General features: G+C 71.2%; 25 protein-coding genes. 15 read left to right on the top strand and 10 right to left on the bottom strand.

Going from position 1 to position 26,209, the window contains the following annotated elements; all coding sequences use genetic code 11:
* The first annotated feature begins 205 nt into the window (after positions 1 to 205).
* Both ACFVT2_RS24230 and ACFVT2_RS24225 read left to right on the top strand, forming a co-directional pair.
* The gene (locus ACFVT2_RS24230; protein WP_390021282.1) at positions 206 to 937 is read left to right on the top strand and encodes an SseB family protein; all 732 of its coding nucleotides are present in this window, start codon (positions 206 to 208) and stop codon (positions 935 to 937) included.
* Positions 938 to 1,073: 136 nt separating this feature from the next.
* On the top strand, positions 1,074 to 1,841 hold the full coding sequence (locus ACFVT2_RS24225) for an MIP family channel protein (RefSeq protein ID WP_390021280.1): 768 nt from the start codon (positions 1,074 to 1,076) through the stop codon (positions 1,839 to 1,841).
* A gap of 87 nt (positions 1,842 to 1,928) precedes the next feature.
* On the opposite strand, the gene ACFVT2_RS24220 is transcribed toward ACFVT2_RS24225, so the two are convergent.
* The gene (locus ACFVT2_RS24220) at positions 1,929 to 2,318 is read right to left on the bottom strand and encodes a DUF1844 domain-containing protein (protein WP_390021279.1); all 390 of its coding nucleotides are present in this window, start codon (positions 2,316 to 2,318) and stop codon (positions 1,929 to 1,931) included.
* 381 nt (positions 2,319 to 2,699) lie between these two features.
* On the opposite strand from ACFVT2_RS24220, the gene infC reads away from it, so the two are divergent.
* The 9 genes from infC to ACFVT2_RS24175 all read left to right on the top strand — a co-directional run bounded on the left by infC (position 2,700) and on the right by ACFVT2_RS24175 (position 12,460).
* Positions 2,700 to 3,407 carry a translation initiation factor IF-3 gene (infC, locus tag ACFVT2_RS24215; protein WP_390021277.1) on the top strand — a complete coding sequence of 236 codons (708 nt, stop codon included), beginning with the start codon at positions 2,700 to 2,702 and terminating at the stop codon, positions 3,405 to 3,407.
* A gap of 123 nt (positions 3,408 to 3,530) precedes the next feature.
* Complete coding sequence (rpmI, locus tag ACFVT2_RS24210; protein ID WP_016576627.1) at positions 3,531 to 3,725, top strand: 50S ribosomal protein L35; 195 nt, start codon at positions 3,531 to 3,533, stop codon at positions 3,723 to 3,725.
* 107 nt (positions 3,726 to 3,832) lie between these two features.
* The gene (gene rplT, locus ACFVT2_RS24205) at positions 3,833 to 4,219 is read left to right on the top strand and encodes a 50S ribosomal protein L20 (protein ID WP_390021275.1); all 387 of its coding nucleotides are present in this window, start codon (positions 3,833 to 3,835) and stop codon (positions 4,217 to 4,219) included.
* A 216-nt stretch (positions 4,220 to 4,435) separates the two neighbouring features.
* Entirely contained in the window at positions 4,436 to 5,299 is an 864-nt protein-coding gene (locus tag ACFVT2_RS24200; protein ID WP_390021274.1) for a TrmH family RNA methyltransferase, read from the top strand.
* A 74-nt stretch (positions 5,300 to 5,373) separates the two neighbouring features.
* The gene (locus ACFVT2_RS24195) at positions 5,374 to 6,498 is read left to right on the top strand and encodes an ATP-binding protein (protein ID WP_390021273.1); all 1,125 of its coding nucleotides are present in this window, start codon (positions 5,374 to 5,376) and stop codon (positions 6,496 to 6,498) included.
* 218 nt (positions 6,499 to 6,716) lie between these two features.
* Positions 6,717 to 7,841, top strand: a complete 1,125-nt coding sequence (gene pheS / locus ACFVT2_RS24190) for a phenylalanine--tRNA ligase subunit alpha (RefSeq protein WP_390021271.1) — start codon at positions 6,717 to 6,719, stop codon at positions 7,839 to 7,841.
* Complete coding sequence (gene pheT / locus ACFVT2_RS24185) at positions 7,841 to 10,366, top strand: phenylalanine--tRNA ligase subunit beta (protein ID WP_390021269.1); 2,526 nt, start codon at positions 7,841 to 7,843, stop codon at positions 10,364 to 10,366. Before pheS ends, pheT begins: the two co-directional genes overlap by 1 nt.
* Before the next feature lie 177 nt (positions 10,367 to 10,543).
* Complete coding sequence (locus ACFVT2_RS24180) at positions 10,544 to 11,881, top strand: transcriptional regulator (RefSeq protein WP_390021268.1); 1,338 nt, start codon at positions 10,544 to 10,546, stop codon at positions 11,879 to 11,881.
* Positions 11,882 to 11,929: 48 nt separating this feature from the next.
* Complete coding sequence (locus tag ACFVT2_RS24175; protein WP_390021267.1) at positions 11,930 to 12,460, top strand: NUDIX domain-containing protein; 531 nt, start codon at positions 11,930 to 11,932, stop codon at positions 12,458 to 12,460.
* Between the two features lie 13 nt (positions 12,461 to 12,473).
* Here ACFVT2_RS24175 and ACFVT2_RS24170 read toward each other — a convergent pair whose 3' ends face one another.
* The 4 genes from ACFVT2_RS24170 to ACFVT2_RS24155 all read right to left on the bottom strand — a co-directional run bounded on the left by ACFVT2_RS24170 (position 12,474) and on the right by ACFVT2_RS24155 (position 17,155).
* Positions 12,474 to 12,731, bottom strand: coding sequence for a hypothetical protein (locus ACFVT2_RS24170; protein WP_390021266.1), 258 nt, complete (start codon positions 12,729 to 12,731; stop codon positions 12,474 to 12,476).
* A 376-nt stretch (positions 12,732 to 13,107) separates the two neighbouring features.
* On the bottom strand, positions 13,108 to 14,493 hold the full coding sequence (locus ACFVT2_RS24165) for a cation:proton antiporter (RefSeq protein WP_390021264.1): 1,386 nt from the start codon (positions 14,491 to 14,493) through the stop codon (positions 13,108 to 13,110).
* Between the two features lie 334 nt (positions 14,494 to 14,827).
* A complete protein-coding gene (locus tag ACFVT2_RS24160; RefSeq protein ID WP_390021263.1) occupies positions 14,828 to 15,466 on the bottom strand; it encodes a flavin reductase family protein in 639 nt (212 codons plus the stop codon).
* A 138-nt stretch (positions 15,467 to 15,604) separates the two neighbouring features.
* Positions 15,605 to 17,155 carry a tryptophan halogenase family protein gene (locus ACFVT2_RS24155; protein ID WP_390021262.1) on the bottom strand — a complete coding sequence of 517 codons (1,551 nt, stop codon included), beginning with the start codon at positions 17,153 to 17,155 and terminating at the stop codon, positions 15,605 to 15,607.
* A 299-nt stretch (positions 17,156 to 17,454) separates the two neighbouring features.
* Here ACFVT2_RS24155 and ACFVT2_RS24150 point away from each other — a divergent pair, with 299 nt between their 5' ends.
* Together ACFVT2_RS24150 and panD are read left to right on the top strand one after the other, a co-directional pair.
* A complete protein-coding gene (locus ACFVT2_RS24150; RefSeq protein WP_390021261.1) occupies positions 17,455 to 18,222 on the top strand; it encodes a thioesterase II family protein in 768 nt (255 codons plus the stop codon).
* Between the two features lie 109 nt (positions 18,223 to 18,331).
* A complete protein-coding gene (panD, locus tag ACFVT2_RS24145) occupies positions 18,332 to 18,745 on the top strand; it encodes an aspartate 1-decarboxylase (protein WP_390021290.1) in 414 nt (137 codons plus the stop codon).
* Between the two features lie 129 nt (positions 18,746 to 18,874).
* Here the strand turns inward: panD and ACFVT2_RS24140 are convergent, their stop codons facing one another.
* The 5 genes from ACFVT2_RS24140 to ACFVT2_RS24120 form a co-directional block, all read right to left on the bottom strand.
* A complete protein-coding gene (locus ACFVT2_RS24140) occupies positions 18,875 to 19,573 on the bottom strand; it encodes a class I SAM-dependent methyltransferase (RefSeq protein WP_390021260.1) in 699 nt (232 codons plus the stop codon).
* Between the two features lie 86 nt (positions 19,574 to 19,659).
* Positions 19,660 to 20,961, bottom strand: coding sequence for an acyltransferase (locus tag ACFVT2_RS24135; RefSeq protein WP_390021258.1), 1,302 nt, complete (start codon positions 20,959 to 20,961; stop codon positions 19,660 to 19,662).
* Complete coding sequence (locus ACFVT2_RS24130) at positions 20,954 to 21,946, bottom strand: alpha/beta hydrolase (protein ID WP_390021257.1); 993 nt, start codon at positions 21,944 to 21,946, stop codon at positions 20,954 to 20,956. Before ACFVT2_RS24130 ends, ACFVT2_RS24135 begins: the two co-directional genes overlap by 8 nt.
* Positions 21,947 to 22,182: 236 nt before the next feature.
* Positions 22,183 to 23,235 (bottom strand): methyltransferase, encoded by a 1,053-nt coding sequence (locus ACFVT2_RS24125; RefSeq protein ID WP_390021256.1) that lies wholly within the window; start codon positions 23,233 to 23,235, stop codon positions 22,183 to 22,185.
* Positions 23,232 to 23,894: a DUF6875 domain-containing protein gene (locus tag ACFVT2_RS24120; RefSeq protein ID WP_390021255.1), complete on the bottom strand. Its 663-nt coding sequence runs from the start codon at positions 23,892 to 23,894 to the stop codon at positions 23,232 to 23,234. Before ACFVT2_RS24120 ends, ACFVT2_RS24125 begins: the two co-directional genes overlap by 4 nt.
* Positions 23,895 to 24,348: 454 nt before the next feature.
* Between ACFVT2_RS24120 and ACFVT2_RS24115 the strand changes: the two genes are divergently transcribed.
* Positions 24,349 to 25,515 (top strand): sensor histidine kinase, encoded by a 1,167-nt coding sequence (locus tag ACFVT2_RS24115; RefSeq protein ID WP_390021254.1) that lies wholly within the window; start codon positions 24,349 to 24,351, stop codon positions 25,513 to 25,515.
* A 6-nt stretch (positions 25,516 to 25,521) separates the two neighbouring features.
* Positions 25,522 to 26,181, top strand: coding sequence for a response regulator (locus ACFVT2_RS24110; protein ID WP_390021252.1), 660 nt, complete (start codon positions 25,522 to 25,524; stop codon positions 26,179 to 26,181).
* Positions 26,182 to 26,209: the final 28 nt, after the last annotated feature.

Genomic DNA, 26,209 nt, shown 5'->3' with positions numbered 1-26,209 from the left:
TGCGGGGGGCGGGCCGGCCGCGCGGGCGGGTTGGGGCTGTTCCCGGTTCTGTGGGGTTTGCGGGGCCCGCACTTCTTCCCTTACCGACCGTAACCCCCCAGCCCCACAGCCCCGACACCTCCCGTTGTGGTGGGTGAGGGGGATGAGAGGGGAGGGCATGGGGGCGGGCGTGGTTCGGGGTACTGGGCGTGGATAGTCTCGCGGGGTGCAAAAGAACATCCCCAACCCCGGCTTCGCCGACGACGACGGGTCGGCCGCCCCCGCGCTCGCCGCGGCGCTCGCGGCGTACGCGACGGACCCCGGCACCGAGCCCGCCCTGCTGGCCGTTCTGGCCGACGCCCGCCTCCTGGTCCCGGTCGTGGCGGTCCTCGGTGAGGTCGAGACCGGCCCCGACGGGCTGCGCCGGGAGAAGACCAGCGACATGGCGGTGCCCACCCTCACCGCCCCCGACGGTCGCCGCGCGCTCCCCGCCTTCACCTCCATGGAGACCCTCCAGCGCTGGCGCCCGGACGCCCGCCCGGTTGCCGTGCCGCTCCGGCAGGCCCTGCTGGCCGCCGCGCACGAACAGGCCGACACCGTTGTCATCGACCTGGCCGGACCGGTCACCTACCAGCTCACCGGCTCCGCCCTACGGGCCCTCGCGGAGGGCCGCACCACCGCCGACCCGCTCGCCGACCCGGCCGTCACCGAGGCGCTGCGAGCCCTCCTCGCCGCCGAGCCCGCGGTCGTCCTCGCGCGGCTGACGCCGTCCGCGGACACCGACGGCACCCTCGCCCTCGGCCTCGCCACCGGTGCCGTCCCCGCCGAGGCCGCCCAGCGGTTGGCGCAGGCGCTGGCCACCGACGAGACCCTCCGCGCCCGGCTGGTCCGCGGCCTCGACCTGGCCCTCCTGCCGCCCGGCGCCGAAGCCTCCGGGGAGCTGCTGTACCAGCGCTGATCCGCCGGGAGCCGGGCCGCGGGGCCGGCCTTCGCGGGACTCTCCCGGGGCCTGGCGGCGCCCGCGCCCAACGGGCGGCTTCGTCCTCCGGGCCGCACAATGCGAGGAGAGCTCAAGATCCACGCGAGGAGAGCCCATGGAGACCACGGAGACCCGCACGGTCGTATCCGAATTCCTCGGCACGCTGCTCCTGGTGTTCTTCGCCGTCGGCGCGGCAGTGCTGGCCGGCGAATACATCGGTACCTTCGGCATCGCCCTGGCCTTCGGTTTCGTCATGCTGGCGCTTGCCTACGCCCTCGGCCCGATCTCGGGCTGCCACATCAACCCCGCGGTGACGCTCGGCATGCTGCTGGCCAAGCGCATCACGGTCCGTACGGCCGTCGAGTACTGGATCGCGCAGATCCTCGGCGGCATCGTCGGCGCCGCCCTGCTCTTCCTGGTCGCCAAGCAGGTACCGGGACTCCAGACCCACGCGGCCTTCGGTACGAACGGCTGGGGCGACCGCTCGGCGGTGCACATCAACCTCGGCGGCGCGTTCGTGGCCGAGATCGTGATGACGTTCCTGTTCGTCTTCGTGGTGCTCGGCGTCACCCACAAAGTGGCGGTGCTGGGCTTCGGCGGTCTGGCGATCGGTCTGGCCCTGGCCACCGTCCACCTCATCGGCATCCCGCTGGACGGCACCTCGGTGAACCCGGCGCGGAGCCTCGGCCCGGCCCTCTTCGCGGGCGGTGCGGCCATCACCCAGGTGTGGCTGTTCATCCTCGCGCCCCTGATCGGCGGCGCGCTGGCGGCGGTAGTGCACCAGATCACCCACCCGCCGCAGGAGCCCGTCGTGATCGCCGACCGGACCGCCCGCGGCGAGCCGACCAAGCCGGACGAACCGGCCCCCGGCGACCGCGTCTGAGGCGCTGGTCCTGGCCCGCGTACGACGACGAGCCCCGGCCACACCGGGCCGGGGCTCGTCGTCGATGCGCGGGGCCGCCCGCCGGGCTCAGCCGTAGACCGGCCCGGTGTACTTCTCGCCCGGGCCCTCGCCCGGCTCGTCGGGCACCACCGACGCCTCGCGGAACGCGAGCTGGAGCGACTTCAGACCGTCCCGCAGCGGCGCCGCGTGGTAGGAGCCGATCTCGGTGGCGCTGGCGGTGACCAGCCCGGCCAGCGCGTGGATGAGCTTGCGGGCCTCGTCCAGGTCCTTGTGGTCCGCGCCGTCCTCGGCGAGTCCGAGGTTGACCGCCGCCGAGCTCATCAGGTGCACCGCGACCGTGGTGATCACCTCAACCGCCGGCACCTCCGCGATGTCCCGGGTCATGGTCTCGAAGTCGGGCTGCGCCGGGCCGGCGGTCTCCGGCGTGGCCGGCTGCTGGTGGGTCTGCTCGCTCATGTGCTGGGGCTTCACTTCCTGCTGGAGGGGTCGCCCTCCAGCCTATGACCCCGTCCGGTGGCCCCGTGCCCCGGAGGTGCCTCGGGGCCGAGGTGGTGTGGCCCCGGGGCGCGTCGGGCGATGGAGTGCGGACGGGAGACCTCCATGCGTCAGCACAAAAGTGTGGGGTCACCCCTTGACTCGTGTATTCTGGTTGCTGCGACCGGCCGGACACCTCAGTGACCGGCCCACAAGTGGAGGCTCCGATCTCCCACCCGACCGATCTCAGGTTGGCGGGTCAACGGTCCGGCTGCGCCCCGCGGAGATTTCGCGGCGGTGCTCCTGATCCACGTGGAGCCCCGCCTGTGTCCCGTCGGGGCATTTTTTGATGTACCGGCGCGGTTGGTCACACCGAACAGACGTTACGCGGCAGTCCGCCAGGCCGTCGCGTGGTGCTACCGAGGAGGATCCATCAGCGCCGAGCCCCGCATCAACGACCGGATTCGCGTCCCCGAGGTGCGACTCGTCGGTCCCAGTGGCGAGCAGGTCGGCATTGTGCCGCTTGCCAAGGCCCTGGAGCTTGCGCAGGAGTACGACCTCGACCTCGTCGAGGTGGCGGCGAACGCCCGTCCGCCGGTCTGCAAGCTCATGGACTACGGAAAGTTCAAGTACGAGTCGGCTATGAAGGCCCGTGAGGCGCGCAAGAACCAGGCGCACACGGTCATCAAGGAGATGAAGCTCCGGCCGAAGATCGACCCGCACGACTACGACACCAAAAAGGGTCACGTCGTTCGGTTCCTCAAGCAGGGTGACAAGGTCAAGATCACGATCATGTTCCGTGGTCGCGAGCAGTCCCGCCCCGAGCTGGGCTTCCGACTGCTCCAGCGGCTCGCGGAGGACGTCCAGGACCTCGGCTTCATCGAGTCGAACCCGAAGCAGGACGGCCGGAACATGATCATGGTCCTCGGTCCGCACAAGAAGAAGACCGAGGCGATGGCCGAGGCCCGTGAGGCGCAGGCCGCCCGCAAGGCGGAGCGTCAGGGTGGGGTTCCCGCGGAGTCCGCTGAGGAGCCCGCTGTGGAGCCCACCGAGGAGCACGCCGAGGCGTGAGCTCTTGGGTGAGCTGCCCCGGATTCAGGCCGGGGCGCCAGCCCCGGAACAACCGATACATCTGACGCTCCCGTATGCCGGTCTTCGCCGGTGGGAGCGCCACTGACGAGGAGAGAACGGCGCATGCCGAAGAACAAGACGCACAGCGGTGCCAGCAAGCGCTTCAAGGTCACCGGCTCCGGCAAGGTGCTGCGCGAGCGCGCCGGCAAGCGCCACCTGCTCGAGCACAAGTCGTCCCGCGTGACGCGTCGCCTCACCGGCAACGCCGAGATGGCCCCGGGCGACGCCGCGAAGATCAAGAAGCTTCTCGGCAAGTGAGCCGGGGCGCTCCGCCGCACAGGTGGAGCGCACCGACCCGACCGGGACCCCACGTCGATTCGGGCCGTGTGACGAACAACCACGGCCCCGCTACAAGGAGTTAACAAGTGGCACGCGTCAAGCGGGCAGTCAACGCTCACAAGAAGCGCCGGGCGATCCTGGAGCAGGCCAGCGGCTACCGCGGTCAGCGCTCCCGCCTGTACCGCAAGGCCAAGGAGCAGGTGACCCACTCCTTCGTCTACAACTACAACGACCGCAAGAAGCGCAAGGGCGACTTCCGTCAGCTGTGGATCCAGCGCATCAACGCCGCTGCCCGCGCCAACGGCATGACCTACAACCGCTTCATCCAGGGTCTGAAGGCCGCCAACATCGAGGTGGACCGCAAGATCCTCGCCGACCTCGCGGTCACCGACGCCGGTGCGTTCGCCGCGCTGATCGAGGCTGCGCAGAAGGCGCTGCCGAGCGATGTCAACGCCCCGAAGGCTGCTGCCTGAATCCCAGCCTGACAGCGTTGTGACGTCGTGACGACGTTGTGATTGCGGACCCGCGGGCCCCGGCCTGCGGGTCCGCCGCGTTTCCGGGCCCTTCCCCAAGCGCTCAGCTCCTCCCCCGAGTTCTCGACTTCGTTCGGGCAGGGGCCCCTGAGCAGGGGAGACCCCATTCGCCCGCACCGGGCCCCCGCACCGAACGAAAGAAGCGAGCCGCCGTCCATGGGCACTCCCGAGCTGATCTCCCCGCGTTCCCCGCGAGTCGCCGCCGCCCGGCGGCTGGCCCGGCGCCACTTCCGGGGCAAGGAACGCCGGTTTATCGCCGAGGGGCCGCAGGCCGTCCGGGAGGCCGTCGCGCATCGCGCCGGCGGAGCGCCCACCCTCATCGAGCTGTTCGCCACCGTCGAGGCCGCCGAGCGGCACGCCGAGATCGTCGAGGCCGCCCGGGCGGCGGGGGTGCCGGTGCACTTCGCCGACGACAGGACCGTCGCGGACGTCTCCCAGACCGTCACGCCGCAGGGGCTGGTGGGCGTCTGCCGGTTCCTGGACTCGCCGTTCGAGGAGATCCTGGCCGCCCGCCCGCAGCTGGTCGCGGTGTTGGCCAACGTCCGTGACCCCGGCAACGCCGGTACGGTGCTGCGCTGCGCGGACGCCGCGGGCGCCGACGCGGTGGTGCTGACCGACGCCTCCGTGGACCTCTACAACCCCAAGTCGGTGCGGGCGTCGGTGGGTTCGCTGTTCCACCTGCCGGTCGCGGTGGGCGTGCCGGTGGAGCAGGTGGTGACCGGGTTGCAGGGCGTCGGGGTGCGGATCCTGGCGGCCGACGGGGCCGGCGACCGCGACCTGGACGCGGAGCTGGACGCCGGCGTCATGGGCGGGCCGACCGCCTGGGTCTTCGGCAACGAGGCATGGGGGCTGCCCGAGGAGACCCGGGCGCTGGCCGATGCCGTCGTGCGGGTGCCCATCCACGGCAAGGCCGAGAGCCTCAACCTCGCGACCGCCGCCGCGGTGTGCCTGTACGCCTCCGCACGCGCCCAGCGCACCACCGGAGGTTGTCGCGCGACGTCACCCGCCGGAGGGGCGTAGTCGCGATCCCGCCGGCCGGGCCGGGCCGAGCTAGTAGTCTTGCCAGCTCCGGCCCGGAAGGGGGTAACACGGCGATGACGGCGAGGACTTCGGCCAGGACTGCCGCCGCTGACGGCTGCCCGCCCGAGGGTTCCGGCGCGGACGCGGAGCTGCTCGGGCTGACCCCCGACGACCTCCCCGACGGTCTGGTCGTCGCCGACGAGCGCGGCCGGGTGATCTGTTTCAACGCCGCCGCCGCCCGGATCACCGGTATCGAACCGCCGGCCGCGCTGGGCCGCCCGGTCGGGGACGCCCTGCCGTTGCAGGACCTCGAAGGCCGTCGCTGGTGGCAGCTGACCGACCCGTACGGGGGACTCGCCATCCGCCGGGGCCAGCCGGAGCGGAACCTGCTGCTGGGCGGCCGCGAGGTGCTGGTCTCCGCCCGCTACGTCCGCAGCGCGCCCACCGGACCGGTGCGGCGGCTGGTGATCGCGCTGCGCGGCACCGAGGCCCGGCGGCGCACCGAGCTGAGCCACGCCGAGCTGATCGCCACCGTCGCCCACGAGCTGCGCTCGCCGCTGACCTCCGTCAAGGGGTTCACGGCGACCCTCCTCCAGAAGTGGGAACGCTTCACCGACGACCAGAAGCGGCTGATGCTGGAGACGGTGGACGCCGACGCCAACCGCGTCACCCGGTTGATCGCCGAGCTGCTGGACATCTCCCGGATCGACTCCGGGCGGCTGGAGGTCCGCCGGCAGCGGGTCGACATGATCGCCGCGGTCCGGCGGCACGTACAGGCGCAGGCCACCGCGGGCCAGCGGCCGGACCGCTTCCTGATCCGGATGAGGGAACCGTTGCCCGATCTGTGGGCAGACCCGGACAAGGTGGACCAGGTGCTGGGCAACCTCCTGGAAAATGCGGTGCGCCACGGTGAGGGAACGGTCACCATCGAGGTCGGACTGGCGAAGGACACCAGCGGCGGAGAGGGGACGTGCGTCACCGTGAGCGACGAGGGCCCCGGTATCCCCGAGGAGTCGATGAGCCGCGTGTTCACCCGTTTCTGGCGGGGCAGCAAGCGCGGTGGCACCGGGCTGGGCCTCTACATCGTCAAGGGCATCGTCGAGGCCCACGGCGGCACGATCACGGTCGGCCGGGCCCCGGCCGGCGGCGCCCAGTTCCGATTTAGCCTGCCCGTCGCGGCCCCGGCCTTCTTGAAATAGTGCTGTCGCGAAGCGTCATGCAAGAGTGGCGGCGGGCGACAGGAGGGACAGAGGGGAAGCGGCGGGCGCCCCGCACCCAGGGGCGGACGGGCCGCCGGCGGCCCGCCCCTTAGACTTGACCTTTGGCACCTTTGGCGCACAGGCATCGCGGACACGCGGGCGCAGAGCCGAGGCGAAGCGAGCCGCGCCAAGCCACACCACCGGAAGCACGGGAAGAGATGTCCGCACCCAATAAGTCGTACGACCCTGTCGAGGTCGAAGCCCTGAAACCGGAAGAGATCGCCCGACGGGTCGACGAGGCGCTGGCCGCCATCGCCGCCGCGGACGACCTGGAGGCGCTGCGCGAGGCGAGGATCGCGCACGCCGGCGACCGCTCGCCGCTGGCCCTGGCCAACCGCGAGATCGGCGCCCTTCCCCCGCACGCCAAGGCGGACGCCGGCAAGCGCGTCGGTCAGGCCCGCGGCCGGGTCAACCAGGCGCTCAAGGCCCGCCAGGAAGAGCTGGAGGCGGAACGCGACGCCCGTGTCCTGGTCGAGGAGGCGGTGGACGTCACGCTGCCGTACGACCGGGTCCCGGCCGGCGCCCGGCACCCGCTGACCACCTTCATGGAGCGGGTCGCCGACGTCTTCGTGGCCATGGGCTACGAGGTCGCCGAGGGCCCCGAGGTCGAGGCGGAGTGGTTCAACTTCGACGCCCTGAACTTCGTGCCGGACCACCCGGCGCGCCAGATGCAGGACACCTTCTTCGTCCGGGGCAACGGCACCGAAGGCGATGAGTCGGGCGTGGTGCTGCGCACCCACACCTCGCCGGTGCAGGCCCGTACGCTCGTCGACCGCGAGCCGCCGGTGTACGTCGTCTGCCCGGGGCGGGTCTACCGCACCGACGAGCTGGACGCCACGCACTCCCCGGTCTTCCACCAGATCGAGCTGCTCGCCGTCGACGAGGGCCTGACCATGGCGGACCTCAAGGGCACCCTGGACCACATGGTCCGGGCGCTGTTCGGCCCGGACATGAAGACCCGGCTGCGGCCCAACTACTTCCCGTTCACCGAGCCGTCCGCCGAGATGGACATGGTCTGCTACGTGTGCCGTGGCGAGTCCGTGGGCAACCCCGACCGGCCCTGCCGTACCTGCTCCAGCGAGGGCTGGATCGAGCTGGGCGGCTGCGGCATGGTCAACCCCAAGGTGCTGGTCGCCTGCGGTGTCGACCCCGAGAAGTACAGCGGCTTCGCCTTCGGGTTCGGAATCGACCGGATGCTGATGTTCCGGCACAACGTGGAAGACATGCGCGACATGTTCGAGGGCGACGTCCGGTTCACCCGGCCGTTCGGGATGGAGATCTGATGCGGGTCCCGCTTTCTTGGCTGCGGGAGTACGTCGACCTGCCGGCGACGACGACCGGCCGCGAGGTACAGGAGAAGCTCATCACGGTCGGCCTGGAGGTCGAGACCGTGGAGCGGCTCGGCGAGGGCCTGACGGGTCCGCTGGTCGTCGGCCAGGTGCTGACCATCGAGGAGCTGGAGGGCTTCAAGAAGCCGATCCGCTTCTGCACGGTGGACGTCGGCCGGGCCAACAGTACTGGTGAGCCGCAGGAGATCGTCTGCGGTGCGCGGAACTTCGCGATCGGCGACAAGGTCGTGGTCGTCCTCCCCGGCGCCGTGCTGCCCGGTGACTTCAAGATCGCCGCGCGCAAGACGTACGGCCGGAAGTCGCACGGCATGATCTGCTCCGGCGACGAGCTGGGCATGGGCGACGACGGCAGCGGCGGCATCATCGTGCTGCCGCCCGAGACCGAGGTGGGCACCGACGCGATCGAGCTGCTGGAGCTCGTTGACGAGGTGCTGGACATCGCCGTCACGCCGGACCGCGGCTACTGCCTGTCGATGCGCGGGGTGGCCCGTGAGGCGGCCATCGCCTTCGGGCTGCCGCTGCGCGACCCGGCGCTGCTGGACGTGCCGCCGCCGAACGCCGGCGGCTACCCGGTCCAGGTCGCCGACCCCATCGGCTGCGACCGCTTCACCGCGCGCACGGTGACCGGCCTGGAGCCGGAGGCCCGTACCCCGATCTGGATGCAGCGCCGGTTGCAGAAGGCCGGGATGCGGCCGATCTCGCTCGCCGTGGACATCACCAACTACGTGATGTTGGAGCTGGGCCAGCCGCTGCACGCCTACGACCGGACGACCGTCGACGGTCCGATCGGCGTCCGCCGCGCCACCCCGGGCGAGGAACTGGTCACCCTGGACGGCACCAAGCGGGTGCTGACCGGCGAGGACCTGGTCATCACCGACAACCGCGGCCCCATCGGGCTGGCCGGTGTGATGGGCGGCGCCAACACCGAGATCGCCGCGCCGGTCACCGACCCGGAGACCGGGCGGCTGCGCGGCACCACCGACGTGGTGATCGAGGCCGCGCACTTCGACGCGATCACCATCGCCCGGACCGCCCGCCGCCACAAGCTGTCGTCGGAGGCCGCCAAGCGCTTCGAGCGCGGGGTGGACCCGGAGGCGGCGGCCGCGGCGGCGCAGCGGACCGTGGACCTGCTGGTGCTGCTCGCCGGTGGCACCGCCGAAGAGGGCGTCACGGGGGTCGTCTCGCCGCGCGGGCCGCGGACGATCACCATCCCGGCCAACCACCCGGACAAGGTCGCGGGTGTGACCTACGGGCGGGAGTCCGTCGTCCGCCGCCTCCAGCAGGTGGGTTGTGACGTCTACGGGCAGGACGAGCTGGTGGTCACCGTGCCGTCCTGGCGCCCGGACCTCAGCGACCCGAACGACCTGGCCGAGGAGGTCATCCGGCTGGAGGGCTACGAGAACCTGCCCTCCACGCTGCCGCTGCCGCCCGCCGGCCGTGGGCTGACGGAGCGTCAGCGACTGCACCGCCGGGTCGGCCGCGTGCTGGCCGGCGCCGGGTACGTCGAGGCGCTGAACTACCCGTTCACCGGCTCCGCCGTCCTCGACCAGCTCGGCATCGAGCCGGACGACCCGCGGCGCGACGCGGTCACCCTGGTGAACCCGCTGTCGGACGAGGAGCCGGACCTCCGCACGACCCTGATCCCCGGGCTGCTGGGCTCGCTGCGCCGCAACTACGGGCGGGGCAACCACGACCTGGCGCTCTTCGAGACCGGTCCGGTGTTCCGGGCGACCGGACAGGAGCAGCCGGCCCGCCGCCTGGTGGTGGACCGCCGGCCGACCGACGACGAGATCGCCTCGCTGGACGCCTCGCTGCCGCAGCAGCCGCGCCGGGCCGCGGTGGTCCTGGCCGGCGCCCGCGAGCAGGCCGGCTGGTGGGGTTCCGGTTACCCGACCGGGTGGGCCGATGCCGTCGAGGCGGGCCGCACCGTCGCCCGGGAGGCGGGCGTCGAGCTGATCGTCCGCCAGGACCAGCACGCCCCGTGGCACCCCGGCCGGTGTGCGGCGCTGCTCGCCCTGGTCGACGGCGAGGAGGTGCTCGTCGGCAACGCCGGTGAGCTGCACCCGCGGGTCGTCAAGGCCCTGGGTCTGCCGGAGCGCACCAGCGCGATGGAGATCGACCTGGACCGGCTGGAGCGGGCCGCGTCCGGTGCGTTGCAGGCGCCGCGGATCTCCACGTTCCCGGTCGCCACGCAGGACGTCGCGCTGATCGTCGACGACTCGGTGGCCGCGGCGGACGTCGAGACCGCCCTCCGGGACGGCGCCGGCGAACTGCTGGAGTCGGTGCGGCTGTTCGACGTCTTCACCGGTGAGCAGGTGGGTGCCGGCAAGAAGTCGCTGGCCTACGCGCTGCGGTTCCGGGCGGACGACCGGACGCTGACGGCCGAGGAGGCCACCGCGGCCCGGGACGCGGCGGTCGCCGTCGCGGTCGAGCGGGTCGGCGCGGCCCTGCGCGGCTGACGCCCCTGACCGCCGGCCTCGTGCCTGGTGCGGGCCCCTGTCCACGGTGGTGGGCGGGGGCCCGTCCTGTTTCCCGCGGGCGGGCGGGCCCGTTCGCCGCGTCCGGTTCGCACCCCGTGTGAACTCCCCCTGATTACGCTGGACTTACGGAGTCCGTACGTCCCTGGGGGGCGAGGCATGGAGCCCAACACGCTGCTCGACGCGATCCTGGACGAGGCCGGTATCTCACACGCCGGGCTCGCGGCGCGGATCAACCACCTCGGGCGGCGGCGCGGGCTCGCGCTGCGCTACGAGCACACCGCGGTGGCGCGGTGGCTCAAGGGGCAGCGGCCGCGCGGGCAGGTCCCGGACCTGATCTGCGAGATCCTCGGCGAACGGCTGCGCCGGCCGGTGGGCCTGGCCGACATCGGGCTCAGCGGGCCGGGCACGCGCCAGGATCCGGGTACCCCGCTGTCGGGGTTCGTCGAGCGGGCCACCGCGCTGTGGCGGTCCGACGAGCAGCAGCGGCCGCACGTGGTCGCGGCGCCCGCGCTCACCGGGACGTCGGCGATCATCCCCGTGTGGGAGTGGGAGAACCCGCCGGAGGACTTCGACGTCTCGCGCGACGGGGTGACCCGGGTCGGGATGGCCGACATCGAGATGCTGCGGGCCGCGCGGACCCACTACGAGCAGATGTACCGGAAGGCGGGTGGTATCGCTACCAGAGGACGCATCGTCGGATTCCTCAACACCGAGGCGGCGCCGCTGCTGCGGGGCAGCTACAGCGATGCGACGGGGCGTCAGCTGCACCGGGCGACCGGTGGGCTGGTGGCCGTCGCGGGCATCTGCGCGTACGACTCGGACGCTCTCGGGCTGGCCCAGCGCTACTTCCATCAGGCGCTGCGGCTGGCAAAGGCCAGCGGGGACCGCGGACTCGGCGCGTACATCATCGCGCTGCTGGTCAACCAGTCCCTCTTCGTACGGGAATACCGCCAGGCGGTCGCCTTCGCGGAGGCGGCGCTGCGCACCGCGGGCGGACAGCTCACCCCGGCGCTCTCCGCCGACCTCCACGCCATGCAGGCCAAGGCGTACGCGCGACTGGGCGACGGCACCGGCGCGCTGGACTGCATCCGGCGGGCCGAGGCGGCGGCGGACCGGATCCGCCCCGGGCTGGAGCCCGCCGAGACGGGCTACGTGCAGCCGGGCCTGGTGAACGTACAAGTGGCGGAGGCGCTGCTCAGCCTCGGGGACCTGCGGGCCGCCCGGGAGCAGGCGGACGCCGCCGTGGACACCCCCGCACATGACCGCGGCCGGGTGCACCGGCTGGCCATGCTCACCCATATCGAGCTGCGCCAAGGGGACGCGGACCGGGCCGTGGCCAATGCCGCGGAGATGACGGAGCAGGCCCGGGGCATGGAGTCGCAACGCCTGCGGGACCGGCTGCGAGCGGTGCGCGAGCATCTGGCGGAGACCGGGAGCTCCGCGACGGACGAGGCTGCCGATCTCATCGACGAGGTGCTGCGCGTTCCGCTGTGACCGGGCTCGTGTCACCTTGCCGGCCCAACAGCGGAAGGTGGCAGTTACGTGCGTTGGAACAATCTCAGCGAAAAGCCGGTCTACGCGAATCCCTGGTTCCGGGTCAACCTGGCCGATGTGGCCCTCCCCGACGGCCGGCATCTGGATCACTTCCTGATCCGGATGCGGCCGGTCGCGGTGGCCACCACGGTCAACGAGGCCAATGAGGTGCTGCTGCTGTGGCGGCACCGGTTCATCACCGACAGCTGGGGCTGGGAGCTGGCCGCCGGCGTCGTGGAGGACGGGGAGGAACCGGCCGCCGCGGCCGCGCGGGAGATGGAGGAGGAAACCGGGTGGCGACCCGGGCCCCTCCACCACCTCCTCACGGTGGAGCCGTCCAACGGCCTCACCGATGCGCGGCACCACATCTACTGGTCCGACCGTGCCGAGTACCTCGGCGCCCCGGAGGACGACTTCGAGTCGGACCGGCGGGAGTGGGTGGACCTCAAGCTGGTGCCCGACATGGTGTTGAGGGGGGAGGTGCCGGCCGCGAACATGTCCGCGGCGCTGCTGATGCTCCACCACATCCGGCTCGGCTGAGGCCGGCCCGGCGTCAGCGCCCGGACGCCTGCCACAGGGCGGCCGCCAGCGCCGCGAGCCCTGTGAGCGCGGCGAGCGAGGGGAGTGGCCAGCGGCGGCTCTCCAACCGCGTGATGCGGGCCTGGAGTTCGTCCGCGTCACGCGTGTTCTGCTCGCAGCGCTGGGCCTGCAACCTGAGCTGGCCGTCGACGGTGGCGGTGCGTACGTCGAGTAGGCGTCTGAGCTCCGCTAAGTCGGCGGCGATCGGATCGGGGTCCCGGTGGGCGGTCACGTTCCGCTCCTCTTTCCTTCTCCTGGTGGCGGTCGGGTGGTTACCCGCACCAGTCAACTGCGCTGGGAGGGAAGGCGGGAGCGTGTGCGGCGGGGAGATACGGGTCAGCGGTTCACACCCCGTGCGAAGTGACGCGGCGTGAGCGATTCGCACGGGGTGCGAAGCGGGCGCACCGAGATGGCGCATTCACACACTGTCATCAACGGACGGAAAGGAGTTGACTCTTAGGCACGGGGGCCGAAGCCGGCGGTCGGGCGCCCGCCGGCCGGATCCGCCCGCCGAACCATCCCCCGAGCGGCGGGCGGACGGCCCCCGTTCCACCGCCCGAGGGGCTCCGTATTTCGCGGCTCAGGACCGGTCGGCCGGACGGTGACTTCTAGGTTCCGCCGGCGCTGTCGGCGGCCGCGCGCTCGGGCACGTTGGCGGGTACCTCGGTCCCGCTGAGGCCGCGGAGGGCCGGAGTCGCGCGCAGCTTCTCCTCGGCCGTCTGCTCGACCCGCCGCATGGCGAACCGGAGGATGGGCGGTGCCATGAGCGGGGTGAGGATGGCGATCAGCACGATGATGCTGTACATCGCCGGGGTGAGCAGGCCGAGGCGGAGGCCGATGACCGCGATCACGATCTGGACGACCCCCCGTGCGTTGATGCCGGCACCGAGCGCCAGGGACTCCCAGCGGCCGAGTCGTCCGACGGCGCTGCCGACGAAGGCGCCGAGGAACTTCCCGGTCACGGCGATGCCGAGTGCGGCCAGACCCCACAGCGCGATCGTGGTGTCGGCCAGTGACGTCAGGTCGATCCGGAGTCCGGCGAGGGCGAAGAACAGTGGTGACAAGAAGGACAGCACCGTGGTGTTGAGCGGCTCCAGCCGCCGTGTCTGGTCCTCCGAGCCGGAGACGCCGATGAGGATGCCGCACAGGAAGGCGCCGAACACCGCCTCGAAGCCCAGGGCCTGAGCACCCGCGCCGGACAGCACGAGCAGGATGACGGTCACGGCGATGGTGGCCCCGCCGGATCCGGAGCGGCCGGCCCAGTGCAACACCCGGCGCACCGTCCAGCGGCCGACGGTGCACAGGACGAGGAGGAGGGCGGCCAGGTGCCACAGGAGGGTGGCAATTTCATGAGATCCGACGCCGGTGGTGGCCATGGCCGTCACGACGGACACCAGGAGCCACCCGACCGCGTCGTCGATGGTGGCGACGACCAGGATCATCTGGCCGACGGTGCGGTGTATCAGCTTCATGTCGACGAGCACCCGGCCGATGACCGGGATCGAGCTGACGCACATGGCGACACCGATGAACCAGGCGAAGACCGTGGTGTCGACGGTCGGCGGCTTGAGCCGGCCGGACATCACATAGCCCAGCCACACGCCGAGCCCCAGCGGCAGCAGGAGGGCGGCGGCGCCGACAGTCGCGGCCGTGCGGCCGTGCCTTCGGGCCAGTTTCAGGTCCAGGTGCATACCCGTGAAGCCGACCAGCAACAGGACGCCGAGCTGTCCCACGGCGTCCAGTAGATGCATCTGGAGGGCATCCGGCGGAAAGAGCCATCCGGCCAGGTCCGGCGCGGCGCGGGCCAGGAAGGAGGGGCCGAGCAGGACACCCGAGGCCAGCTCCCCCACGACGGTCGGCAGGCCGAGGCGCTGGGCCAGCCGGCCCAGCGCCAGCGCCAGGCCGAGCAGAGCGCCTACCTGAAGCAGGAACAGCAGTAGCGAGTTCGGCGGCAGCGGCGCGAGGACTCCGGTCGCCATGGTCAGTGACGTCATCCGGCAGCTCCCCGCTGATCGGCCAGGTCCGGTGCGGCCGCCGGCCGCTGCCACCCGTGCGGGGGAGGCGGAAGGAACCCGGATCGTACGAAGGCGCGCGCATCGCCGTTGGTCAGCGCGAGGTCCGAATGGGCCGCCGCCAGGCACCTGCGGACCGGCTCGACCGGCCCGCCCGCACCACCTCCCCGACGAGGCCCAGCACCCACGCCCTGAGGGACTTCCCGGCGGCGTCCAGACACGAATCTCACTCCTTCCCTATCGGTTCCGTTGCGAGCAGGGGCACAGCGGGCGGCCGGAGTGCCCCGACCGCCCTGCGCGTGGTGCACCACCGCGGTCAGCCCGACGCGTCCGGGGCGCCCGCGGCGACGGTGGACAGCGCGGTGCTGTGGTGCAGTCCGGGCAGTTCGCCGCCGGGCCAGGAGGCGAACCGGTGCGCCCCGTACAGCAGTGGTGCCCCCGCCCTCCGGACAACGCCGGTGACCAGGCCCAGGACCAGCGTGTGGTCGCCGACCTCCGCCAGGTGTGTCACCTCGCACTCGGCCGTCGCGAAGGCGTCGTCGGTCAGCCACGGCATACCGACCTCGGGCGAGGGCTGCCACTCCGTGTGGGCGAACCGGTCGGCGACCGGTTTCGCGAACACCTCGGCGGTGTGCCGTGCGCGGTCGTGCAGCAGGTTCACCGCGAACGCGCCGCGGTCGCACAGGGCTTGGAGGGTCTCGCCGCGGGTGGTCAGGCAGATCGAGAGGATCGGTGGCTCGGCCGTGACACTGGCCAGGGAGGTGCAGGTCAGGCCGCGCGGCTCGCCGTCGGAACCATAGGTGGTGACCACCGCGACGCCCGCCGGGAAGGCGCTCATCAGCGAGCGGAAGCCGTCGGGCGGCACCGGTGTCCCGGTGGTGTCCCGGGACTGCCACGGGAGGGGGTGCGAAGCGGTGGGTACTGCGGCGCGGGATGCGGACAGGCGGCTGGCCATGCTCGGTCGCCCTTCGGGAGGGTGCGGCGGGGTGACCCCGCGCCGTTGACGTGGGGTGTGCGGTGGAGCGGGAGCGCGCCGACGCCTGTGACCGGTACGGCGGTGACAGGCGTCGGCGGCAGGTGGGGAACTGCTGGGTCAGCGACGCGCGTTGAGGGACGCGAGGTACTCGTAGCAGCTGGGGAGGTTGTCGACCAGGCGCTGGGTGTCGGCCTTGAGGGTCGCGAACTCGGCGCGTGCGCCGGCCGGGTCGATGTGCGCGAGCGCGGGGCGCGGCCGGGCCGGCTCGTGGCCCAGGCCCAGCAGCATCGTGATCCACGAGTACTGCTCGAAGCCGTGGTAGGCGGGGTAGATGGTGCGCTCGTCGAGCAGGCGGGCGGAGGCGAGCTCCAGGCGCTCGGCGAGGCCGTCCGGGATGGCGCGGACCTTGGCCTCCTTCCAGTACGGGGTGTCGTCGCGCTGCGCCGCCCGGTAGTGCAGGACCAGGAACTCCTTGACGCCGTCCAGGACGTGGGCGACCCGGTTGTTGTAGTCGTCCATCAGGGACTGGTCCCAGTGCGCGTCCGGGAAGTTCTTCACCAACTGCTCGATGCCGTGCTGGATGAAGAAGATCCCGGTGGACTCCAGCGGCTCGACGAAGGCACTGGACAGGCCGATGGCAACGCAGTTGTTGACCCAGGAGCGGCGGTTGCGGCCGATGCGCATGCGGATGTGATTGGCTTCCAGGTCGTCCTGGCCGGGGGCGGCGAACGCACGGAGGGCGCGCTCGGCCTCCTCGGGCGTGCAGTGCTCGTCGGAGTACACGTAGCCGGTGCCGTTGCGGCCGAACAGCGGAATGGTCCAGATCCAGCCGGCCTCCATCGCGGTGGCGGTGGTGTAGGGCCGCATACCGGTCGTGGCCTGGTCCGTCTTCGGGACGCGCAGGGCCACCGCGCGGTTGTTGGGCAGGACGTCCTGGAAGGACTCGAAGGGCTCTTCCAGGGTCTGGTTGATCAGCAGGCCGCGGAAGCCGGTGCAGTCGATGAAGAGGTCGCCGGACAGGTCCCCGTGCTCGCGGGTGGTGACATGGCTGATCCAGCCGCGCTGGTCGCGCGAGACGTCGAGCACATCGTCGACGACATGCCGGACACCGCGGTCGGTCCCGTACTTGGTCAGGAACTTCGCCAGCAGCGCGGCGTCGAAGTGGTAGGCGTAGGGGAACTGGTCGCGCTGCTCCTCCAGCGTCGAGCGGCCCAGCGAGCCGTCGAGTTCGCCGGCGAAGAGCGAGCCGTCGAGCATCCGCGGGGAGCGCTGGGCCTCGCACAGCGCGGGGGTGACGAAGCAGGAGCGGTCGAAGGGCTCGCTGCGGTCGCCCTCGCGCAGCCACCAGTCGGCGAGGGTGAAGCCGTCGGCGGTCCGCAGCCGCTCGAACGGGTGGTAGAAGTGGTGGCCGGGCTCGCGCCAATTCTCGAACCGGATTCCCAGCTTGTAGGAACCCGAGCACTCCGGGAGCCATTCCGACTCGTCCAGGCCGAGGTAGTCGAAGAAATGCCTGACGGTGCTGAACGTCGCCTCTCCGACGCCGATCGTGCCAACCCGGTCGGATTCCACCAGGGTTACGTCCAGGCGGTCCCCGAACGCCGCCTTCAGATAGGAGGCGCTCATCCAGCCCGCGGTGCCGCCGCCGACAATGACAACTGACTTGATCACGATGAAAACTCCTGCGTCGAAGAACCGGAACCAGCTGGTCGAAGAGGCGAGCTGGATCGTGTCAGCCGCACCCCTCCAGGCGGCGGACCGCTGTACCTGCGGCGAAGCTAGGCGGGCCGGGTTTTCTTTCGTTATCGAGGCTTCATGGCCGCCGCCGACGTGAGTGCCGGGAGCCTCGCCGGGCATGTGACGGCGTCGTGTCCGGGTGCGCGGCCCGGGGCACCGGCGGGCACGGTGCCCGGTCATGCGGGTTGGGCAGGCGATAGGGCGCCGATAGGGGCGGTCGTTACCGTGCGCGCATGGCTCTTTCCTCTGCCTTGTCGTCGGGCACTCCCTGGCTGCGTACGCACCGGCCGGTGGCCGCGCCCCGGATTCGGCTGATCTGCTTCCCGCACGCGGGGGGCACGGCAAGTTTCTTCCGCAACTGGCACCAGTGGGCGCCGGAGGACTGGGAGATGAGCGCGGTGCGCTATCCCGGCCGTGAGGAGCGCATAGCCGAGCCGTGCCACGACTCGATGGCGGAGCTCGCCGGGCGGCTGGCCGATGCGCTGGTGCCGGTGATGGACGTGCCGACGGTGTTCTTCGGGCACAGCATGGGGGCCTCGGTGGCCCATGAGGTCACCGCGCTGCTCGCCGCACGCGGCGCCCGCACCCCGCGGGCGCTCTTCGTCTCCGGCCGGGCCGCGCCCGACCGGCTGCGACGGACGGGCGCCGGCGAGCTGGCCGACGACGAACTGCTGGCGAGGGTGGCCGGTCTCGGCGGTCCCGGGGCGGAGCTGTTGCAGGATCCCGAGCTGCGGGACCTGGTCCTGCCGCCGATCCGTGCGGACTACCAGCTGCTGGAGGCGTACGCGGCCGGCCCCAAGGCGCCGGCCGTGGACGTTCCCGTCACCGCCTATTTCGCCACCGACGACCCCGGTCCGTCGCCGGACGATGTGCGGGCCTGGTCGAACCTCACCACCGCTGGGTGTGAAACGCGCGCCTTCTCGGGCGGCCATTTCTTTCTCGTGCCGCATGAGCGGGACGTGGTGCGGGACATGAGCGACCGGCTCGCCGCCTTGCTGTGAGCCGGTACGGTCCCGCCGCTCCTCCCCTTTTCCTTCTCAGCTCCCGGTGTCCGGCACCGGGAGCTGTGCACTGTCATTCGCGCCGTCCAGCGCAGAAATGAGGAAGCACGTGTACCGGACCATGATGAAGTCGAAGATCCATCGGGCGACCGTCACCCAGGCGGATCTGCACTATGTGGGTTCGCTGACGGTGAGCGCCGATCTGATGGAGGCCGCCGACCTGCTCCCCGGGGAGAAGGTGGACATCGTGGACATCGACAATGGCGCGCGATTGTCCACGTATGTCATCGAGGGGCCGCGGGACTCCGGGATCATCGGCATCAACGGTGCCGCGGCCCGGCTGATCAGCCCCGGTGACCTCGTGATCATCATTTCCTACGCATCGGTCGAGGACGAGGCCGCCCGCAAGCTGGAGCCGCGGGTCGTCTTCGTGGACGGGGAGAACAAGGCCGTGAGCGTGGGCGGCGACCCGGCGGACGTGCCGGCCGGCTCCGGTCTGCGGCGCGGAGACATCGTGTCCTGACCTCGGACGTCGTGCGAGCCCCGTACGGACAGACGCCGGTTGCCGCGGCGGGACGTGACTCCCGCTGCGGCGGCCGGCGTCTGCCAAGGGGGCGGCAGGGGCGGCCCGTTGGGGGCCGCCCGCCCGCTGCTACGGCAGGGTGAAGTAGATCATCGGGTTGTGGTCGCTGTCCCGGACCGGCTCGTCGAGACCCAGCTCCCTCTTGACCTCGGCGAGTTCCCGCGTCACCTCGGGCGCCTTGGCGGTGGACGCCGTGAAGAACTCGATGTTCTTCTCGGCCAGCCACTTGACGATGACCGAGCCCTCGCTGAACGGCTTGGGGCGCCGGCCGTGGAAGACGTCGTGGACGCTGGTGGGCGTGCCCGCGGGGACGGCCGGGAAGAGGTTGTCGATGTACCAGTGGGCGAACCGGGCGCCGTGGTCGGCGTCGATGAAGAGGTAGTCCACCTCGGCGGGGACCTTGCCGAGGTGCTCGCGGACATCGCCCTTGGTGAACGTCCAGCGGTCCTTGGAGAGTTCGGCCGGAACGTTGCGCACGACGTTGTCGACGATGTCGAACGAGTAGAGGTGGCCCGCTCCGTTGTCCCGCAAGGCGCTGAGGATCCACATCGTGGACCAGCCGTAGAAGGTGCCGATCTCCACCACCACATCGGGGCGCAGATCGCGCAGCAGCAGGTAGGTGATCTCGGCCTCGTAGTCGTCGAGCTGCGCCTTCATCGACTTGCCGCGGTCGCGGAGGAACTGGCGCCGGGCGTCGCGTACCGCCCGCAGGTCGTCCTCGTACTTCTGGTAGAGCGTGCGGATGTGGTCGGTGGTTATGGAATCCATTTATTCCTCCAGCGGGCGGGACCGTCGGTCGGACGGGTCGTCATATTCCTTACGGACAAAGGTGATCACACTTCTGAAGCGTCCGTTCACGCTACCGTGCCGTTTTGCCTGTCGGGCGCGGTGCGCGAGGCATCCCGTTCCACCTGCCGGAAGGCCGCGCACAGTGCGAGGAGTGCGACGGCGAAGACCAGCATCCAGGCAGAGCGGACAGCCGCCCATGCCAGGGTGCCGGGGCTGGTGTGCAGAGCGAAGAGCGGTTCGCCGAGCCCCAGGGTGAGGGTGGTCACGGCGAGCATGGCGGTCTGGTGCCAGAGGAACACCGTCATCGCCGAGGAGTTCAGCGACGTCACCGCCGACCACAGGAACTGGCCGGGGCGGGCCCGAAGTTGAGCGTCCGCCGGTACCCCGGGGCCGGGGCGGGGGGCCGCCACCGCCCGTCGCAGCGGGCGGCACAGCAGCAGGGCGCCGCCGCACTGCGCCAGACCGAAGGTGACGGCGGCGAGGGAGACCGGATTGAGATTGGAGAGCTCCGAGCCCGGTACGCCGACCATGGAGGCGGGATAGCCGCCCCACAGGATCAGCCCGGCGGTGGCCAGGGTGCCGCCGATGAGCAGTGCGACGGCGGACCGGCGGCGGGCGAACGCGCCGGCGGACCAGGCGGCGCCCAGGCAGTACGGGACCAGCCAGCCGGCGAGGGTGTTGACGTCGCGGAGTTGCTCGGCCCAGGCCGCGCCGCCGCTCGCGAAGTGCGCGATGTCCAGGAGAGCCACCACCGCACCGGCCCCGACGGCGATCCTGGCGCCGTGGCGGTACAGCAGCGGGGTTGCGGCGGTCAGCACACCGAAGACCAGCAGGAACCACAGCGGCGAGACGACGAGGTTGAGCAGGGTGTGGATCGTCTCGTGGGCGGTGCCCGTGGCCGCCATGCCCGCCAGGACCAGCGCCCACAGGGAGAGCAGCGGCACCGTGGGGCGGGTCAGCCTGCGGACGCGCCGGGCGAGCCAGGGCCGGTAACGGACCTTGCGCAGGCGGGCGGTGGCGTATCCCTGGGCCGCGACCCGTCCGCCGACGAAGAAGAACACCGCCAGCGGTTGCAGCACCCACGTCAGCGGGGTCAGGGCGGGCACGTCGTGGAGCGGGCTGGCGCCGAGCAGGTGGTTGTCGGTGTGCAGCACGATCGCGGTGACCAGCCAGTGTCCGAGGACGACGCCGACGATGGACAGGGCCCGTAAGACGTCGATCGCCCGGTCGCGCTTCGGCGGGGTCGCCGCGTCGATGCGGAGCACGGCCCGGTGCAGCCGGCCGGCCGGGCGCGGGCCGGGCTCGACCCGATCGATGACGTGGGTCTGCCGGGATTCCCCGGCGGGGGGCAGTCGCAGCTCAGCCACCGGACACCGCCGAGCCGCGGCCGAGGCATATCAGGGCGAGATTGCGCAGTGGAAGGCTGCCGGGCTCCAGATAGCCGCTGTGGCCGCTGTTCCCGGCGGCGAAGGGGCGGGCGCCGAAGGAGGGGGAGGTCGGGTCGGTGCCGAAGCCGAGGGTTGTGCCGAAGGCGCTCAGGCTGACATGCGGCGCCCGGGCGATCCAGTCCTGGGTACCTCGGCCTGCCCACAGGGGGACGCGGACAGGCAGGTCGGCGGTGGAGCGCAGGCCGGTGCCGGGGCTGCCGAAGACGGCGACGCCGGCGAGCCCGGCGGACGTCCGGGTGTCCATACCGCTGAGGGCGCTGCCGCACACCACCGAGCCGTAGGAGTGGCACAGGAAGGTGACGGGAGCATGGGCGTTGGCGGTCCGCAACCCCCCGAGCAGGGCGATCAGGCGGCGGCCGCCCTCCTCGGCGCGGGCGGTGGTGGCGACGTCGCGGCTCATGGTGCGGGGGGCGTGGTAGCCGTACCAGGCGACCACGGCGACGGAGGAGGGGGAGAGCCTCCGCATCTCGTCGTGGAGGGCGTGGGCGCCGCCGGCGAGGGAGGCGTGCCGCGAGCCGAGGTAGTCGAAGGTGTCGAGGGTGGTGTCCGAGCCCGGGACGAGCACGACGATCCGGTCGGCGGTGGCGAGGTCGCCGAGCACTTCGACGGCCTGCCCGTCGCCCCGGGCGTCGAAGGAGAGCAACTGACGTCCCGATGCGCGTAGTTGATGCAGATGGCCTTCCCGGTAGGAGTCGCCCAGGCGGTGGGCTGCGTGCTCGGCGGCCGCGAGGTAATCGCGGTTCGCCGCGTACCGCTCGTCCAACGTCCGCGCCTGTACTGGGGGTAGGCGGGGCGGGGCGGGGGTACCGGGGACGGGTGACGAGGTGCCGGCGGTGACCGATCCCACGATGGCCGCGGCGAGGGCCACCGTCAGCCCGATCCTCCGCCACCTGGCAGCTCGCACTGTGCCGTTCCTCTCCATGAGTCCTGCTCGTTCCATGCCTGACTCTGCTGAGCACGGCTGACTCGAACCTAAATCTCGCGGCCGGGAAGGGCGTCACGCTCAGGAGCCATCTTCGCGGGTAGCTCTGAGGTATGACGTGCGGCGAAGGACGGACCGGGGTATGACATACCGGTCCGTCCTTCGGAAGAGGCCGGTCATGACCCTGCCCGTTCGCCGATCCGTCGCCGCGGTGGTTCTCAGGCCCCGCGTCCGAGAACGATCGCCGACAACTCGCCTTCGGCGTCGTGGATGTGACGCAGGGCGAGACCTGCGGTGCGGGCCAGACCGGCCCACTGCGCACGGGTGCGTTCCCGGCCGCCGGCCATGGCCATCATCCAGATGTCGCCCATCCGGCGCGGGTCAGGGCCGGTGTCGGCCAGCACCCTTTCCAGAAGGACGATTTCCCCGTCGGCGTCGAGCGCCTCGGCGCAGCGGCCCAGGATCGCGGCCGCCCGCTCGTCGGGCCAGTCGTGCAGCACACTGCCCAGGAGGTGGGTGCCGTAGCCCTCCGGGACGCCGTGTCGTACGTCGCCGCCCACGAGGGAGAAGCGGTCACCGTAGTGGCGGGATGTCTCCGGGGGTACCAGGGCGATCACCTCCGGGAGGTCCAGAACGGCGACCTCGACGGTGTCGTCGGCGTCCAGCAGGAGCGTGGCCAGACCTCCGGTGCCGCCGCCCACGTCCAGCACCCGGCGGGTGCACCGCTGCAACAGGAAGGGCAGCAGCGGGCGGTAGAGCCTGCGGGCCCGCATCCACATGTGCTCGTGGAAGGACGCCAGGGCCCCGGGGTCGCCGCTCATGCTGTCGAAGATCGGGGTGCCGGTGGCGAGTTCGTAGCTCGGCCGGCCCGTGCGGACCGTCTCGGCGAACGGGCCCCAGGCGGTGAACAGGGCGTTGTCGGAGAATTCGGCGTGCAGGCTGCTCGGCGCGTCGGCCCGCAGCAGGGTGCCGGCCACGGTGAGGTGCACCGTCCCGGTCGCCTCCACCCGGAACACGCCGAGCGTTTCGGCGGCCAGGACCAGGCGGCTCAACGGGTCGGGGTCCGTACCCAGGCGGGCGGCGAGTTCGTCGGTGGTGATGCCTTCGGGGGGCACACCGTCGGCCACACCGAGGGTGCACACGGCGTACAGCACCCGGCTGGGTGCGATGTCGAAGAGGCCGGTGAGGCGCTGCCGTTCCCGGTCGATATCCGGTTCGGCGCCCAGGCTGCCTTCCGGGCCGGCCCTGTCCACAAGGGTGCCCTCGCTCACAGGAGTTCCTTTTCGGCCGCGGCCAACGCCTTCTCGTACAGGTCCGCCCAGGGCCCGGCGGTCTGCTCGCCGAACAGGCCGTGCCAGACCTTCAGATAGGAGAGCCGGTCCGCCGCGGGTATCTCGGGGAAGGTCAGAAAGAGGATGTCGGTGATCACCATCATGCGGACGGCGAGTATCGGGTGGGGGCTGACCAGCGGGCGGAATGCATCGCTGTGGATTCCGCGCATCGGATGGCCGGGGAAGAACTCCCCCACCATCTTTCCGGCGGCGACCGCTTCGGCCTTCACTTCCTGCTGAACCGTGCGGACAAGTTCATGACGGATCTCAAGGTCCGCGCCCACCGGCACCATGACGAAAGCGTTGTACACATCGTCGGCGGCGTCGCCGTTACCGAGGCGCCGCAGAGCGGAGCGCACCGTGTTGGTGAGCCGCCGTTCGCTACGGGTGCCACTCACATCGACCGAACTGAGCGCGGTGCGCCCCAGCTTCAGTGACTGCTCCATGAAAGGACAGACCGCGCCTCTACGGCCGAGTTCCGGATGGGAACGGGTGAGGAACGAGCGCAGCCAGTCCGCAGTCTCGGTGAAGATCCGCAGATCTCGCTGCCCTTCGATGTGCAGGGCGGCACTGGAAGGATCTTCCTGAGTAAGCGTCATGCGCCTCCACCTACCTGTGCTTGGCGGATTCAATGCATGGGATTGGAGGACTTCCCGCATTGGTCCACGAATTGAAAAACATATGCCTGCAAATTTCGCAGGGATGCCTCCTGCGGCCCGGCCGTCCGCCTGGATCGCGGAGGGAACGGGCGGCTTCGCTCAGGGCGAGGAAAATTCTAGGAGGTAGGTTTATCGGGGAACTATCGCATCCTTTACCGCGTGGCGGGTATCGCGGCGGAGCGCCCGGGGCCTATCGCGTCGGTGGCCGACCGCGGTGTCCGTGGCCGTCCGTACCATGGGGCGGGTGACACCGGAATACCCGAACGTACCGACAGGGCCGGGAGCGCACCCGCGTGGGCGGCGCCTCGGGGCCGTTCTCCGTTCGACGGGACGCGAGTTGTGCGATACCTCCCGCCGGACCGCACCCCCCTTCCAGGGCACGAAGCGCCGGGGCGTGCGGCATCTGCCGCTCGTGTTCACCGCGCTCGTCGCGGCGGATCTGGCCGCGGCCGGCACGCTCATCGTCGCGGACCGGCTGGGCCTGCCGTGGTGGGCCGCCGTGCCCGTCGCCGGTGCGCAGGCGCTGCCACTGGTGGTTGCGCTGTTCCGACCGGTGGCCGCCTGGTGGCTGTCCCTCGCGGCGTCGCTGCCGTACGCGATCGGCGTGTCCGTCGTGGACTCGGCGGCGCCGGCCGGGGTGCCGTGGCCGTGGACGGAGCCGGGGCTGATGGCGCACCTGGTGGTCACGCTGCTGGTCGCCTGCCGGGTGCGGACCGGGGTGTCTCTCGCACAGTGGCTGCTGACCCTGCTGCTCGGCGGGGTGCTGACCGTTGTCCTCTCGCCGCCGTCGTTCGTCGGCGATCTGGCGCCGCTGGCGCTGTTCTCGGCGTGCGGACTGGCGGCCGTCGCTGCCGTGCGGGGGCGCAGCCAGGCGCGCCGCGAGCTGCGGAAGCAGGAGGCCCTGACGGAGTTCGAACGGGCCCGGCGGACGCTGCTGGAGGAGCGCACCCGCATCGCCCGTGAGCTGCATGATGTCGTCGCCCATCACATGTCCGTCGTCGCGGCGCAGGCGGAGGCGGCGCCGTACCGGGTGGCCGAGCCCCCGCCGGAGCTGGCCGACAGCTTCGCGAGCATCCGGGAGAACGCGGTGGGCGCGCTCACCGAACTCCGGCACATCCTGGGGATGCTGCGGACAGCGGACGAGAGTCCGCAGGCCCGTTACGCACCGCAGCCGACGCTGGAGAACATCGATGAGCTGGTGGACAATGTCCGGGCGGCGGGGTTGCGCATCGACACCGTGATCTCCGGCGAGGCGCGGCCGGTGCCGCACCGGGTGGAGCTGTCGGCGTTCCGGATCACCCAGGAGGCGCTGAGCAATGCGCTGCGGCACTCGCCGGGGTGCCGGGCCGAACTGGAGCTGTCCTACGGTTCCAGCGGTATCGGGATACGGGTGGCCAACAGTCCGAGCGCGGCCGCCGCGACAGGTCAAAAGGGGACGGGGCACGGTGTGTTGGGCATCTGGGAGAGAGTGTCCATGCTCGGCGGCTCCGTGCGGATCGGGCCACGCGAAGACGGCTGGTTCGAGGTCATGGCTTCCCTGCCCACCAGTGAGCAGGAGTGAGGGCGTATGACGGTCCGGGTGCTGATTGCGGACGACCAGAAACTGATCCGGGAGAGCTTCGGCATCCTGCTGAATGCCCAGCCGGACATCGATGTGATCGGCGAGGCGGTGAACGGCCAGGAGGCGATCGACCGCATCGCCGTGCTGTGCCCGGACGTGGTCCTGATGGACATAAGGATGCCGGTGCTCGACGGTCTTGCGGCGACCCATCGAATAACGCAGAGCTCCCCGGACGTCAAGATCGTCATGCTGACGACGTTCGATGAGGACGAGTACGTGTACGAGGCGTTGCGCGCCGGCGCGAGCGGATTCCTGCTGAAGGACTCCTCGGCGCAGCAACTCGCCGAAGCGGTGCGCACGGTGGCCATGGGAGGTGCGCTGCTCGCTCCCACCGTCACCAAGCGGCTGATCGAGGAGTTCGCCAGGGGGGGATCGCCGCGCACACTGCGGCGCGGCCGGGTGGCGAAGCTCACCGGACGGGAGACCGAGGTGCTCTGCCTGATCGCGCAGGGTCTGTCCAACTCCGAGCTGGCCGAGCGTCTGGTCATCGCGGAGCAGACGGTCAAGACCCACGTCAGCCGCATCCTGGTGAAGCTGGGATTGCGGGACCGTACACAGGCGGTGGTCTTCGCGTATGAGACCGGTCTTGTGCGGGCCGGGGACTGATCGGCCAATGAAAGCCAATACGAAGACG

Source organism: Streptomyces sp. NPDC058000, from assembly GCF_042886435.1.
Classification (GTDB): Bacteria; Actinomycetota; Actinomycetes; order Streptomycetales; family Streptomycetaceae; genus Streptomyces.
The sequence above is the reverse complement of the archived record's forward strand: the minus strand, read 5'-3'. Positions and strand labels throughout refer to the sequence as shown.